The sequence below is a fragment of the Methylocystis sp. genome, assembly GCF_046349115.1.
Classification (GTDB): domain Bacteria; phylum Pseudomonadota; class Alphaproteobacteria; order Rhizobiales; family Beijerinckiaceae; genus Methylocystis.
In genome coordinates this window covers 294,958-309,149 of record NZ_JAXMCX010000002.1, presented here as the reverse complement: position 1 = coordinate 309,149, position 14,192 = coordinate 294,958, and the positions used below count along the sequence as shown (strand labels likewise).

Genomic DNA, 14,192 nt, shown 5'->3' with positions numbered 1-14,192 from the left:
GCGGACTGCGGCCCCTTGGGCGGGGCCGCGGCCAGCAAGGAAAGAAGAGAGCGGCGGGCTTTGGGCTTTTTTGAGGGAGCCTTTGGTCCGCTGCGAGAGAAGCAAGACCGGTTGGCGCGCGAGGCGGCGGCCGGGAAGAGGAACCTGGGAGGTTTATCGATGAAAAAGTTCGTCAAGCTGGCCGCGATTGGCGCGGCGGCGGCTGTGGCGGCGACCCTTGGAGCTGTCGCTCCTGCGTCGGCGCACGGCGAGAAGTCTCAGCAGGCGTTTCTTCGGATGCGCACGCTGAACTGGTATGACGTTTCGTGGTCGAAGACGACGGTTAACGTCAATGAAGAGATGGTGCTGTCGGGCAAGATCCATGTGTTCTCGGCCTGGCCGCAGGCGGTCGCCAATCCGCGCGTTGCGTTCATGAACGCCGGCGAGCCCGGTCCGGTTCTGGTGCGCACGGCGCAGTTTATCGGCGAGCAGTTTGCGCCGCGTTCGGTGTCGCTGGTTCCTGGCAACGACTACGCCTTCTCGATTAACCTGCGCGGTCGTCGCGCCGGCCGTTGGCATGTTCATGCGCAGATCAACGTCGAGGGCGGCGGACCGATCATCGGCCCGGGCCAGTGGATTGAGATCAAGGGCGACATGAAGGACTTCACCGATCCGGTGACGTTGCTTGACGGCTCGACGGTCGACCTCGAGACCTATGGCATCAGCCGCGTTTATGCGTGGCATCTGCCGTGGCTTGCGGTTGGCGCGGCGTGGATCCTGTTCTGGTTCGTGCGTAAGGGCATCATCGCCTCTTATCTGCGCGTCGCCACGGGCAAGGTCGACGAGCAGGTGACGGACGACGACAAGCGGATTGGCGCGATTGTTCTGGCGCTGACCATTCTTGCGACGATCGTCGGCTATGCCGTGACGAACTCGACGTTCCCGCGCACGATCCCGCTTCAGGCGGGCTTGCAGAAGCCTCTGACGCCGATCCAGACGGACGGCACGGCGGGCGTCGGCAAGGAGCGGGTGACGGCTGAGCTGAACGGCGGCGTCTACAAGGTTCCTGGCCGTGAGCTGACGATCAACGTCAAGGTCACGAACACGACCTCCGAGCCGCTGCGTCTTGGCGAATACACCACGGCCGGCCTGCGCTTCCTGAACCCTGACGTGTTCACGACCAAGCCCGACTTCCCGGACTATCTGTTGGCCGACCGCGGTCTGTCGACGGATCCGACGCCGCTGGCGCCGGGCGAGACCAAGGAAATCGCGGTTAAGGTGCAGGACGCGCGTTGGGACATCGAGCGTCTGTCTGACCTGGCTTACGACACCGACAGCCAGATCGGCGGCCTGCTGATGTTCTTCTCGCCGTCGGGACGCCGCTTCGCGGCCGAAATCGGCGGTCCGGTGATTCCGAAGTTCGTCGCCGGCGATATGCCCTAAGCGATACGACGGTTGAAACCAAAAAGCCCCCCGGCCCACAAAGCCGGGGGTTTTTTTTATGTGCCGCGATGGGGCTGGCGGTTCGACGGGCGCGTGAGGAGACGCTCAACATTTATCAGGTTCGGCGTTATTCGCGCGCCGATCTGCGGCGCGCTCGAACCTCTGCAGGAGCATGCGTTTTTCATTTCGGTTCGGTTACTTGAACGCGCTGGCGTTTCCACCGCGCTTGTTTCGACGAACCGCGCTCACTATAAAATGGCGGAATTCCCTGGAGATCGGCGCCGTCGACGCCGCAAAGCCGGCTTTCGCTCGCTATCGCCAGTGACACGCCGCCCGAGGGAGCCACGCGCCGCCCCAATGTCCGATCTTTCCGAAGTCTTCCGCGCCGGCGCGACGAACGCCTGGATTTTCGCGCCGACCGCGGTGGCGTTGGGCGCGCTGCACGGGCTTGAGCCCGGTCATTCGAAAACGATGATGGCGGCCTTCATCGTCGCGGTTCGTGGCACGACGGCGCAGGCGGTTCTGCTCGGCCTGGCGGCGACGATCTCGCACACGGCGATCGTCTGGGCGATCGCGCTTACCGGCCTGTATTTCGGCGCGCAGCTCAATGTCGAGGCGAATGAGCCTTATCTGCAGATCGTTTCCGGCGCGCTGATCCTCGTCGTCGCTCTGTGGATGATCTGGCGAAGCTGGCGGGACATCGCCGCCAGGAACGCCCAGACCAGCGCCGCGAGCGAGGTCGCCGCCGGCGCTCGCTCCGCCATGGCCCATACGCACGCCGCTCATGTTCATTCGCACGCCGCCCAAATTCATGCGCATGAACATGTTCACGCGCATGAAGCGGGGCTTCCGCACAGCCATGAAGAAGAGGAATTCGAAAGCGAACTCCTCGACGTCGATCCAACAGTTTACGCCGACGCCCATGAGCGCCAACATGCGCTCGAGATTGATCGACGCTTCGCCAATCGCAGTGTGACGACCGGACAGATCATTCTCTTTGGACTGACCGGAGGTCTCATTCCCTGTCCCGCGTCGATCACCGTGCTGCTGCTATGTCTGCAAGTCGGGCGTATCGGGGAGGGCGCGCTGCTGGTGTTATGTTTCAGCGTCGGTCTCGCGCTGACCCTCGTGCTGGTTGGCGTCGCCGCGGCGCTTGGCCTGCGTCACGCCGCGTCGCGCTGGCCGGGGTTTGAAACGCTTGCCGCGCGAGCGCCCTATCTCTCCGGCGCGATCGTCGCCGCCATCGGCGCCTATACGATCGCAGCCGGCGCCGCCGCCTTGGCCTGACTATTTGTCGGCGTGAAACGCCAGTTTCGCCACCCTGGCGGTGATCGGCGCGTCGAGGAAGAAATCGAGCGCCGCGTCGAGGCGGGGATCGACGGCGTAGGTCGAGAAGTCGGTCATGCCTTCTTCTGTCAACACCTGCGTATCGATGAAGAAATTGCCGGTGCAGCTCTTGGCCGGACGAACGAAAATCGCGTGCGCGGCGTCGCCGACGATCTGCGGCTTTCGCGATCGGCGCAGCAGTTCCTCGCCGCCGAGCAGATTGCCGACCGCGGCGGTCGCGATCGCCGTTTCGGGCCACAGGGAATTGACGGCGACGCCGTCGCTTTCGACATCCCTCGCGAGCCCGAGCGTCACCAGGCTCATCCCATATTTCGACATTGTGTAGGCGAGATTGGGGGAGAACCATTTGGGGTTCAGATCGAGCGGCGGGGACAGGGTGAGAATATGGGGATTGGCGGATTTGCGCAGATGCGGCAGCGCCGCCTTGCAGCATAGATAGGTTCCGCGCGCATTGATCTGATGCATCAGATCGAAGCGCTTCATCTCGAGCGCGTCGATGCCGCGCAGATCGATGGCGCTCGCGTTGTTGACGAGGATGTCGATCCCGCCAAAGCAGGATGCGGCCTGACTGACCGCCGCCTCGACCTGATCTTCGAAGCGAATGTCGCAGGTCACGGCGAGCGCCTGTCCGCCCGCCGCTTCGATCTCCGCCGCGGCGGTATAGATCGTGCCCGGAATTCTCGGATTTTCCGTCACGCTCTTGGCCGCGACGACGACATTGGCGCCGCCGCGCGCGGCGCGCAGGGCGATGGCGAGGCCAATGCCTCGGCTGGCGCCGGTGATGAAGAGCGTCTTGCCGGCGAGCGAACGCGTGATCGAACTTGTCATCGCGCGCTCGCACGCTCGGCTATTGCGGAGAAAGCGCCGCGCCTCACGCGGCGACCCGCGCCGGATAGCCAGCTTCGGTGATGGCGTCGGCGAGCGCCTGCGCGTCCTTGGGCGCCGGGGTCACGTCAACCTTTCCGGTCGCGAGATCGACTTTGACGTCGGCGTTCGGCTCCACCGCCTGCACCGCCTTGGTGACATGTTTCACGCACATGTTGCAGGTCATGTCCTTGACGTTGAATGTCGTCATCGCTTCCTCCCTGATTGGTTCCTCAGCCGCCTGCCTCTCGATCGACGCCGGCGCCGCCGCGACTTCGGCGCTTGCGACCGGCGGCGGCTTGAATCGGCGCAGGCGCAGCGCATTGGTGAGCACGAAGACGCTGGACAGAGCCATCGCCGCCGCGCCGAACATCGGCGAGAGCAACATGCCGTTGATCGGATAGAGCGCGCCCGCCGCGACGGGGATCAGCAGCACATTATAACCGAAGGCCCAGAACAGATTCTGCTTGATGTTGCGCATCGTCGCGCGCGAGATCGCCAGCGCCGCCGGCACCTTGGCGAGATCGCCCGACATCAGCACGACATCGGCGGCTTCGATCGCAATGTCGGTCCCGGTGCCGATGGCGATGCCGGCGTCGGCGGCGGCAAGCGCCGGCGCGTCGTTCACGCCATCGCCGACGAAGGCGATTTTGTTTGTCTCGCGTAGACGTTCGAGCGTCGCGACCTTGCCATCTGGAAGAACGCCGGCGACGACTTCGTCGATGCCGAGCCTTCGGGCGATGGCGTTCGCCGTGCGCGCGTCATCGCCGGTGATCATCGCGGTGTTCACCCCGATCGAATGGATCGCGTCGATCGCCGCCCGGCTTGTCGGCTTCAGATCGTCGGCGACCGAGAGTATGGCGCCGAGCTTGCCCTCGACCGCGAGATATAGCGGCGTCTTGCCGTCTTCGGCGAGCCTCTGGGCGTCCTGCGCGAAGGGCGCGGCGTCGACGCCAAGCGACGCCATGAAGCGTTCGGCGCCGATGGCGACGGTCTTCCCGTCGATGTTTCCAGTAACGCCCATGCCGGCGACGGATTTGAAGTCGGCGCAGGGCGAAAGAGTGAGGTCCGCGGCCTTGGCGGCGGCGACCAGAGCGGCGCCGACGGGATGTTCCGACTGCGCCTCGACGCTGGCGGCAAGACGCAGAAGCTCCGTCTCCTTCTTGCCGCCCATGGCGACGAGATCGGTGAGGCGCGGCTTGCCATGGGTGAGCGTGCCGGTCTTGTCGAAGGCGATAACGGTCACGTCGCGCAGCGTCTGCAGCGCCTCGCCCTTGCGGAAGAGCACGCCGAGCTCCGCCGCGCGGCCGGTGCCGGTCATGATCGCCGCCGGCGTCGCCAGCCCCATGGCGCAGGGGCAGGCGATAATCAGCACGGCGACCGCATTGACCAGCGCATAAGTGAGGCGCGGCTCCGGCCCGATCAGCATCCAGATGACGAAGGTCAGCGCCGCGACGGCGAAGACAGCGGGGACGAACACGGCGGTGACGCGATCGACCATCGCCTGGATCGGCAGTTTGGCGCCCTGCGCCTGCTCGACCATGCGGATGATGCCGGCGAGCGTCGTATCCGCGCCGACGCGGGTCGCGCGAAACGAGAAGGCGCCGGAGCCGTTGACGGTCGCCCCGGTGACCGCGGCGCCAGGCCGTTTGGCGACGGGCGTCGGTTCGCCGGTCACCATCGACTCGTCGACATGCGACGCGCCTTGAGTGACCACGCCGTCGGTCGGAATGCGCTCGCCAGGCCGTACCAGAACAATATCGCCGACGCGCACGTCGTCGATATCGACGTCGACGCTCGTCCCGTCACGTTCAACGCGGGCGGTCTTTGGTTGAAGCTTCGCCAGCGCCCGGATCGCTTCCGACGTGCGGCCCTTGGCGCGCGCTTCGAGATAGCGGCCGAACAGGATCAGCGTGACGATGACGACCGCCGCTTCATAATAGACATGCGCCGAGCCCGCCGGCAGGACATCGGGCGCGAATGTCGCGACGACGGAATAGAGATAGGCGCTGAGCGTGCCCGTCGCGACGAGCGCATTCATGTCAGGCTGGCGCCGCAACAGGGACGGTATTCCCTTCAGGAAGAACACCAGGCCCGGTCCGAACAGCACCACGCTGGCGAGCAGGAAGGAAATCTCGCGAATCCGGGTCTCGCCGATCGTGGTCATGGCCCAATGGTGGAGGGCGGGGATGAGATGGCCGCCCATTTCGACGACGAAGATCGGCGCCGTGAGGATGGCGGCGACGGTCAGACGAAAACGCAGCGCGCGCATCTCCTCCTCGCGCCGCATCCGCTCGCGATCGGCGCCGCCGGAATCGGTCTCGATGGCGCGCGGTTCATAGCCGGCCTGCGAAATGGCGCGGCGCAAGCGATCGGCAAGGCCGGGGCCGGCGAGCGCGCGCACGGTCGCGCGTTCCGTCGCGAGATTGACTTTCGCCTCGATCACGCCCGGAACGGCGCTCAGCGCCTTTTCGACATGCGCGACGCAGGAGGCGCAGGTCATGCCGCCGACGCCGATCTCAATCGTCTCGACGACCGGCTCGTAGCCCGCGTCCGTGACCGACTTGACGAGCTGCGTGAGACTCGTCCCCGGCGCCAGCGAAACCTCGGCCCGTTCAGTGGCGAGATTGACGCTGGCGGCCTTGACGCCCGGCGTGCGCGCAAGCGCCTTTTCGACATGCGACACGCAAGAGGCGCAAGTCATGCCGCGCACGGTGAAGTCGACGCGTTCGCCGCCCGGCAAAGGAGTTTGAGCGTTCATATTTGCCGCCTCGTTTATAACGCCCTCGGGCGGTAGTTTAAAGCCACCGCCGCGTGCGCGCCATATAGGACCGATAGTCGTCGCCAAATTTCTCAAGAAGATGCCGTTCTTCAGGCTGGATCGCGAGCTTAGTCAGTCCGAAGGCGAGAACTGGCGTCAGCAGCAGCGTGAAGGGCGAGCCGAGGCACAGGCCCAGTCCAAAGATCAAAGCGACATGAGACACATAGATCGGATTGCGCGAAAAGCGAAACGGCCCCTCGGTGACGAGAAAAGACGCGGCGCGATGCGGCATGACAGTCGTTTCATGGCGCGAAAGAATGCGAAAGCACCAGACGTCATTCGCCAGCGCGAGAACGACAATGGCTGCGCCGGCGATTTGCGACACGGAAGAGGAAGCGCGATCGATGAGCGACGCCCGAGTCGCCGCGTCGAGCGCAAGCCCGGCGGCGAGAGTCATCGCCATCAGGATCGGCGGCCAGGGAGTGTGCGACGGCGGCGCTTCGGCGCGCATGGGCGCGTTCATTGCGGCTGCTCCGGATGAAACGACACTCTGTAGATCGCGTTTTAGCCTGTCATATTCAAGCGCCACGATGTCAAGGAAGGCTTGACAATGGTATTTTCTGCTGTCAAGTAATGCTTGACAATCGGAGGATTTGCGATGCTGGCGCCGCCAAAACGCAAACTGCGCTGTTCGTTCTGCCGAAAGCCGGAGACCCAGGTTGCCCGGCTCATCGGCGGCGCCGCCGGCGGCTACATCTGCGAAGATTGCGTCGGCGTGTGCAATAAGATCCTTGACGCCGCGCCGTCGCCGTTCAAAAGCTGGGAGGATCTTACCGAGGAGCAGTTGCTCACGTCGATCAAGGCGAGCGAGGCCAGCGTCGCGGCGCTGCATTCCCTCATCCACAAGCAGGTCGAGACGCTTCGCAAACGCGAAGTCAGCTGGACGGCGATCGGCAAGGCTCTCGGCGTTTCCCGACAAGCGGCCTGGGAGCGGTTCTCCTGATCCAGGATTGATCCTTGATGCTTGATCGCTATGCGCAGGATATCGCCGGTCTCGCCGCGCGTGGCAGATTGCGCGCGCTGGCGCCGCGCGCCGGACTGGATTTCGCGTCGAACGATTATCTGGCGCTCGCTGAATCGGCGGAACTCGCCGCGGCGGCGCGCGCCGCGTTGGCGCGCGGCGTTCCCGTCGGCGCCGGCGGCTCCAGGCTTCTGCGCGGCAATCATCCCGAGCATGAGGCGCTCGAGAAAGAGGCCGCGCGTTTCTTTGGGGCCGAAGGTGCGCTCTATTTCAGCGCCGGCTTCACCGCCAATGAGGCGCTGCTGTCCACCGCGCCGCAGCGCGAGGATTTCATTCTCTATGATGCGCTCGCCCATGCGAGCGCTCATGAGGGCATGCGGCTGGCGCGCGCGCCGAATGCGCGCTTTGCGCATAATGACGTCGGCGCCGTTGAGGATGCGATCCGCGCTTGGCGTGACAGCGGCGGACGCGGCCGGCTGTGGATCGTGGTCGAAAGCCTTTACAGCATGGATGGCGACAAGGCGCCGCTCGACGATTTCTACGCGCTCGCCGCGCGAAGCGACGCATTTCTCGTCATCGACGAGGCGCATGCGACCGGCGTCTATGGCCCGGGCGGCCGTGGCCTCGCCGCGCGTCTTGAGGGCAAGGACAATGTCATCACCCTGCATACCTGCGGCAAGGCATTGGGCGTGGCGGGCGGTCTCCTCTGTTTGCCGCGCGTCTTGCGCGACTTCATGATCAACCGCTGCCGGCCGTTCATTTTCGCGACGGCGCCTTCGCCGATCGTCGCCGCTTGCGTGCGCGCGGCGCTCAAGATCATCGAGGCGGCCGACGACCGGCGCGCCGAATTGGTGTCGCGCATCGATTTCGCCGGCGCCGAGCTGCGGCGGCTTTGCGCGATCGAACCTTCGGGAAGCCAAATCCAGCCCATCATCGTCGGCGCCGATGTTCGCGCCACCACTCTCGCGTCGCGCCTGCAAACGCGTGGCTATGATATTCGCGCCATTCGTCCGCCGACGGTGCCGGAGGGCGCCGCTCGGCTGCGCATCGCCCTGACGCTCAATACGCGTAAGGAAGACGTCGCCCGGATGATCGCGCATCTGGGCGAAGAGCTGGCGAGGCTCGAACCATGAATCGCCGCTTCGTCATCGTCGGAACCGATACGGGCGTCGGCAAGACAATCGTCTCCGCCGGGATCGTTCACGCGCTCAACGCTACTTATTGGAAGCCGGTGCAGGCGGGACTCGACGGCGAGACGGATTCGCAGACAGTCGCCCGACTTTCGGGCGCGCCGGCCGAACGGATTTTGCCCGAAGCATGGCGGTTGCGTCGGGCCGCATCGCCGCATCTCGCCGCCCGCGACGAAGGCGTCGAGATCGACGCCGCCGCGCTGCACCCGCCGCAATGCCCTGGGCCTCTTGTGATAGAGACAGCCGGCGGCGTGATGACGCCGCTCAGCGACCGCGCGTTGACGATCGATGTGCTGGAGCGCTGGCGTCTTCCGGTCATTCTCGTCGCGCGAACGAGTCTCGGCACGATCAATCACAGCCTGCTCACGCTCGAAGCCTTGCGCCGATGCGGCGTGTCGATCACTGGAATCATTTTCTCCGGCGACGCCGAATCCGATGCGCAGCGCTCGATCGAAACGATCGGCGGCGTGCGTATTCTCGGCCGTTTGCCGAAGCTCGATCCTTTGAACCAAAAGACGCTTGGCGCCGCGTTCAACGCCGCCATCGCCCGCGACGCTTTCGGGAGCGGCGCGTGAGCTTCATTACCGACTCGCCGATCTGGCGGCCATACACCCAGCATTCGCTGCAGCCCGGCGCCTTCAAGATCGCGCGCGCCGAAGGCGCCTGGCTCGAGACCGAAGACGGCAAGCGCTTTCTCGACGCCATCTCATCCTGGTGGGTGATCACCCACGGCCATCGCCATCCGGCGATCATGCGCGCCATTCGCGAAGAAACCGAACGGCTGGATCAGATCATCTTCGCCGGCTTCACCCATGAGCCGGCGGAGGCGCTTGCGCGGCGTCTCGTGGCGCTGACGCCGCCGGGGCTCGACTATGTGTTTTATTCCGACAGCGGCTCGACCTGCGTCGAAGCAGCGATCAAAATGGCGCTCGGCTTCTGGCGCAATCGCGGTGAACCGCGCGCGCGCATCGTTGCGCTCGAACATGGCTATCACGGCGACACGGTCGGAACCATGTCCGTTGGCGCCCGCTCGCCGTTCAACGAACCCTATGAGCCGTTGCTTTATGAGGTGACGCGCATTCCCTTCCCAGCGAGCGGGCGGGAACAGCAGACGCTCGACGCGCTGGAGCGCGCCTGTCGCGACAGACCCGCAGCCTTGCTCGCGGAGCCGCTCATTCTCGGCGCCGGCGGCATGCTGATCTACGGCGCCGATACGCTCAAGGAAATGAGGCGCATCTGCGCGCAATATGGCGTGCTGTTTATCGCCGACGAAGTGATGACCGGCTTCGGCCGCAGTGGAACGCTCTTCGCTTGCGAACAGGCGGACGTCGTTCCGGACATCGCCTGCTACGCCAAGGGCCTCACCGGCGGCGCATTGCCGCTCGCGGTCACCATGTGCCGGCGCGAAATTTTCGAGGCGCATCTGTCGCCCGAACGCGCGCGCGCGTTTTTTCACTCGAGTTCCTATACCGCCAATCCGATCGCCTGCGCCGCCGCGCTCGCCAATCTCGACCTATGGGCGACAGGCGAACCTTTGTCGCGCATCGCGGCGCTCCGCGACATGCAGGCGACGCGTATCGCGCGCTTTGCCGATGACGCGCGCTTCTCCAACGCCCGTCGGCTTGGAACGATCACGGCGCTCGATCTCAATGTCGCGCAGGGGGGCTATCTGGCGACGATCGCGCTCGATCTGATGCGCTTCTTCAATGCGCGCGGACTGCTGCTGCGACCGCTCGGCCCGACGATCTATGTCTTGCCGCCCTATTGCATCGAAGAGGCCGAACTCGATCTCGTTTACGACGCGATCGCCGAGGCGGCCGATCGCTTCGGCGGCGGTCAGGCGCCGTGAAATAAAAATCGGTCGCAGGCGCCTCCAGGCTCGCATGGTCGCGAACAAGCCGGCGTTGGCGCATTGAATTCGGCGCGCCGCGTTAGCGCTCCAGTTCGGGGCGCAGGCTCTGGCCGCCTCCCTCATCGGCGACGGATTTCCTGCGCGCGAGATATTCCTCCTTCAGCGCGCGGCGCAAGATTTTGCCGACATTGGTCTTGGGCAGGCTCTCGCGAAATTCGAAATGGCGCGGAATTTTGTAGCTGGTCAGCTGCTCATGCGCGAAGGCGCGCAATTCTTCGCGCGTGAGGCTCGGATCGCGCGCAACGATAAAGGCCATCGGCGCCTCGCCGGAATGTTCATGCGGCACGCCGATGACCGCCGCTTCCTTCACTTTGGGGTGTTGGACGAGCACGGATTCGACTTCATTGGGATAGACGTTGAACCCCGAGACGAGGATCATGTCCTTCAGCCGATCGACGATTTTGATTAGACCGTCCGCCGCCATCACGGCGATATCGCCGGTTTTGAGAAATCCGTCGGCGGTCATCGCCGTCGCGGTTTCATCCGGTCTGCGCCAATAGCCGCCCATCAATTGCGGCCCCTTGACGCAAAGTTCGCCGCGCTCGCCGATCGGAACCGGTTCGCCTTCGGGCGAGCGCAACGAGATTTCCGTCGACGGCACGGGATAGCCGATGCCGCCAGTGAATTCTGAAATCGTCGGCTTGTTGATGGTGACGATCGGCGAGGTCTCGGTCAGGCCGTAGCCTTCGACGATCGGCTTGCCGGTCAAAGCCTTCCATTTCTGCGCGACGACTTCCTGGGTCGACATGCCGCCCGAAATGGTGAGCAGAAGTTGGGAATAGTCGACCGTCTTGGCGGTCGAATGGTCGGCGATCGCCGCATAAAGCGTGTTGACGCCGGAGAACAGCGTGAACGGCGATTTGCGCAGCGTCGCGATGAGCCCTTTGATGTCACGCGGATTGGCGATGAGCAGGCAGCAGCCGCCGGTCTTGACCACGAGCAGCAGGCAGGCGGTCAGACCGAAAATATGATAGAGCGGCAGCGCCGTCACCATGATCAACGGCTTGTCAGCGAGATAGGGCTTTAACCAAACCCATGATTGTTCGACATTCGCGGCGACATTGCGATGCAGCAGCATCGCGCCTTTGGCGACGCCGGTGGTGCCGCCGGTATACTGCAGAAAGGCGATGTCGTCCGGTCCGATCGGCGGCGGTTTGAACGGCTCTTCGGCGCCAGCCTGCAGCACTTGCGCGAAGCCGACGCATCCCGTCAGGCGATAGGCGGGGACCATGCGCTTGACCCAGCGTGAAACGAAATTTACGAGCGCGCCGCGCAGACCCATCAGATCGCCGGGCTTCACGACGATCGCCCGCTCAAGCTTCATTTGCGGCCACGCGGCGGCGGCGGTATGCGCGAAATTTTCGAAGACGAACAGAAAGCGCGCGCCGGAGTCGTTCATCTGATGTTCGAGTTCATGCGGCGTATAGAGCGGATTGACGTTCACAACGACGCCGCCCGCGAGCAGGACGCCATAGAGGATCGCCGGATAGGCAAGCACGTTCGGCGACATGATCGCGACCCGGTCGCCTTTTCTCAGCCCTCGGGTCTGCAGCCATGCGGCGACCGCGACGGCGGCGCGGCCGAGTTCCTCGTAGCTCAGCGACGCGCCGAAGCTCTCCATCGCGGTTCGATCGGCGAATCTCGCAACGCTCGCATTGAATACGTCGACCAGAGTCGAATAGGACGATTCATCGAGCTCCGCCGGAACGCCAGCGGGATAGGACGACAGCCACGGTCGCTTCGCGTAGGGGTCCTCTTGGTGTTCCGCGTTCGTCATCGTCGTCCTGGACCTCCGCGCGCCGGCAATGGAGCGGATCGCGAATCGTCCGATCCGCCAATCTGCTTTCTTTCAAGATAGCGCATCCGGGGCCGGATGAGGCCATGCGCGCCGCAATGATTATGTTGCGTCGCGAGCGGCGTCAGGCCGCGCCCGCCGACGTCGACGCGAGGCCGAGAAGCAGCGTCACGCCGAGCGCCAGAACCAGGATCGCGGCGATCAACTCGCCGCCGCGCGCGATGATGATCGCTCGGCGCGAATCCTTCGCGCCGAGCCGCGCCGCCGCGCCCTTGGCGTAAACCGCCGTCGCGGCGAGCGCGCCCGTCGTCAACGCGGTTCCAGCCGACATCGCGATGACCGCCCCGGCGCCGGCGGCAAAGAGTCCTTGCGACAGGGTGAACGCCAGGATGAGAATCGCGCCCGAACAGGGACGCAGACCGGCGGCGACGACGGTCGCCGCGGCGTCCGCGACGCGGAACGTCGGACCCGCCAGAGTCGAAGGGTCCGGCGCATGGCGGCAGGTCTCGTCATGCACATGAGTCGGATCGTCGATCGCCTCGCAGACGAAGCCGCGCGTCGTGGACACGATTGCTGGCGCGCTGAGGGCCGCCGATAGCGCGCGGCCCTTGACCCAGGCGAGACGCGCGCCGACTGCGGCCACCGCGGCATAGCTCGCAATTTCGATCAGGCGCGTCGCATCGCTCATCTCGCTCGCCGTCGCGCGGAAAATCGCCGCGGCGACGCCGACGATCGCGATCGCGACCAGCCCTTGCAAAAGCGCGGCGAGCGCCGCGAGCAGCAGCCCGCGCCGCAGCGCGGTTTCATTGGCGATCATGTAAGACGCCAGCACCGCCTTGCCATGGCCGGGCCCGGCGGCGTGAAAAGCGCCATAGGCGAAGCTCGCCGCAGCGAGCGCGAAGAAAGCGGAAGAATCGGTCTTGAGCGCCCGAACGGCGGCCTGCAGCTCCGCCTGGAACTTGCTCTGCCAAGCGAGAATGAGTCCCGCAAAGCCCGTCGCCGACCCGACGGACTCCTGCGCGCCGACGGCGAAAGGATGACGCGGCGCCCCCCAGGCCGATGACGCCGCGATCGCTACTGCAGCAACCGTTACGCCGATCCAGAAGACCCTTCGTTCAATCGTCACGGACAGGCCACGATGGCGCGCGTCGCCAGTTTCACGCCGAAATCGGCGCCGGGCGACATGTTCTGAAAGAACGCCTCGCTCAATTTCTGGTTGTCGGTCGCCACGAGCGGCGCGGGCTCGACGAGGCTGAGCGAACAGCCCGCCGGCGCGCCGGCGAGCGTGACGGCGTTTTGCTTCTCGAGCCCGAAAGATACGAAATATGTCGGGTCATAGACCTGGAAGGAAAACGGCTTTTTCGCCGCGACAGGCGTTTCCAGCGGCAAGAAAAAACGCATCGTGACGATTTTCTTGTCATTGGCTTCAAGCTTGACATTTTCCGGCGGCTTGAACGCGAGCTTGGCGCCGTTTTGCTTGGCGAAAGTGAAAAAGTCGAATTCGGCCAGCGATTCGACATTGGTCTTGGCGAGCGGGGCGAGTTCTTCGCTGGTGGGCGGCTTGCCGTCCTTGCCGAGCCCTTGCACGGCATAGGCCGAATACATTTCATCAAATTCCCAGGCGTGCCGAACGCCGGTAATCCTGCCGTCCGGCGCGAACACCACCTCGCTGCGCACCGCGACCCATACATGAGGGTGCGCCAAGGCCGTCCCAATTCCCATCACTGTCGTGATAAGGATAAGAATCGAGTTGATTTTCAGCTTCATGCGAGTCTCGCGCTTAGGCGGCGAAGGCGGCAAAAACGCGGCGCGGACTCCCGCATCGAGCCTGTGCATGCCGGGAGATACGTCCTTGAAAAGGCGCTTTCCTGTGGCATAAG

The 14,192-nt window shown here is 64.6% G+C and carries 12 protein-coding genes; 6 read left to right on the top strand and 6 right to left on the bottom strand.

Annotated features, from left to right (window positions below; all coding sequences use genetic code 11):
• Nucleotides 1-159 precede the first annotated feature (159 nt).
• Complete coding sequence (gene amoB / locus U1E20_RS07175) at nucleotides 160-1,422, top strand: bacterial ammonia monooxygenase, subunit AmoB (protein WP_409980366.1); 1,263 nt, start codon at nucleotides 160-162, stop codon at nucleotides 1,420-1,422.
• A gap of 357 nt (nucleotides 1,423-1,779) precedes the next feature.
• On the top strand, nucleotides 1,780-2,709 hold the full coding sequence (locus U1E20_RS07170; protein ID WP_409979910.1) for a nickel/cobalt efflux transporter: 930 nt from the start codon (nucleotides 1,780-1,782) through the stop codon (nucleotides 2,707-2,709).
• Here the strand turns inward: U1E20_RS07170 and U1E20_RS07165 are convergent, their stop codons facing one another.
• From U1E20_RS07165 to U1E20_RS07155, 3 genes are read right to left on the bottom strand one after another with little or no spacing between them, the layout of a single operon-like run.
• Complete coding sequence (locus U1E20_RS07165; RefSeq protein ID WP_409979909.1) at nucleotides 2,710-3,597, bottom strand: SDR family oxidoreductase; 888 nt, start codon at nucleotides 3,595-3,597, stop codon at nucleotides 2,710-2,712. It abuts the gene before it with no gap.
• A gap of 43 nt (nucleotides 3,598-3,640) precedes the next feature.
• Nucleotides 3,641-6,394, bottom strand: coding sequence for a heavy metal translocating P-type ATPase (locus U1E20_RS07160; protein ID WP_409979908.1), 2,754 nt, complete (start codon nucleotides 6,392-6,394; stop codon nucleotides 3,641-3,643).
• Nucleotides 6,395-6,431: 37 nt separating this feature from the next.
• Entirely contained in the window at nucleotides 6,432-6,917 is a 486-nt protein-coding gene (locus tag U1E20_RS07155) for a methyltransferase family protein (protein ID WP_409979907.1), read from the bottom strand.
• Between the two features lie 135 nt (nucleotides 6,918-7,052).
• Here U1E20_RS07155 and U1E20_RS07150 point away from each other — a divergent pair, with 135 nt between their 5' ends.
• From U1E20_RS07150 to U1E20_RS07135, 4 genes are read left to right on the top strand one after another with little or no spacing between them, the layout of a single operon-like run.
• On the top strand, nucleotides 7,053-7,397 hold the full coding sequence (locus tag U1E20_RS07150) for a ClpX C4-type zinc finger protein (RefSeq protein ID WP_409979906.1): 345 nt from the start codon (nucleotides 7,053-7,055) through the stop codon (nucleotides 7,395-7,397).
• 17 nt (nucleotides 7,398-7,414) lie between these two features.
• Nucleotides 7,415-8,548 carry an 8-amino-7-oxononanoate synthase gene (locus U1E20_RS07145; protein WP_409979905.1) on the top strand — a complete coding sequence of 378 codons (1,134 nt, stop codon included), beginning with the start codon at nucleotides 7,415-7,417 and terminating at the stop codon, nucleotides 8,546-8,548.
• The gene (gene bioD / locus U1E20_RS07140; RefSeq protein ID WP_409979904.1) at nucleotides 8,545-9,180 is read left to right on the top strand and encodes a dethiobiotin synthase; all 636 of its coding nucleotides are present in this window, start codon (nucleotides 8,545-8,547) and stop codon (nucleotides 9,178-9,180) included. Before U1E20_RS07145 ends, bioD begins: the two co-directional genes overlap by 4 nt.
• Nucleotides 9,177-10,454: an adenosylmethionine--8-amino-7-oxononanoate transaminase gene (locus tag U1E20_RS07135; protein ID WP_409979903.1), complete on the top strand. Its 1,278-nt coding sequence runs from the start codon at nucleotides 9,177-9,179 to the stop codon at nucleotides 10,452-10,454. Before bioD ends, U1E20_RS07135 begins: the two co-directional genes overlap by 4 nt.
• An 82-nt stretch (nucleotides 10,455-10,536) precedes the next feature.
• Here U1E20_RS07135 and U1E20_RS07130 read toward each other — a convergent pair whose 3' ends face one another.
• From U1E20_RS07130 to U1E20_RS07120, 3 genes are all read right to left on the bottom strand, one after another.
• Nucleotides 10,537-12,294 (bottom strand): AMP-binding protein, encoded by a 1,758-nt coding sequence (locus U1E20_RS07130; RefSeq protein WP_409979902.1) that lies wholly within the window; start codon nucleotides 12,292-12,294, stop codon nucleotides 10,537-10,539.
• Between the two features lie 142 nt (nucleotides 12,295-12,436).
• Complete coding sequence (locus U1E20_RS07125; RefSeq protein ID WP_409979901.1) at nucleotides 12,437-13,438, bottom strand: nickel/cobalt transporter; 1,002 nt, start codon at nucleotides 13,436-13,438, stop codon at nucleotides 12,437-12,439.
• Complete coding sequence (locus U1E20_RS07120) at nucleotides 13,435-14,148, bottom strand: DUF1007 family protein (protein ID WP_409979900.1); 714 nt, start codon at nucleotides 14,146-14,148, stop codon at nucleotides 13,435-13,437. Before U1E20_RS07120 ends, U1E20_RS07125 begins: the two co-directional genes overlap by 4 nt.
• Between the last annotated feature and the right edge of the window lie 44 nt (nucleotides 14,149-14,192).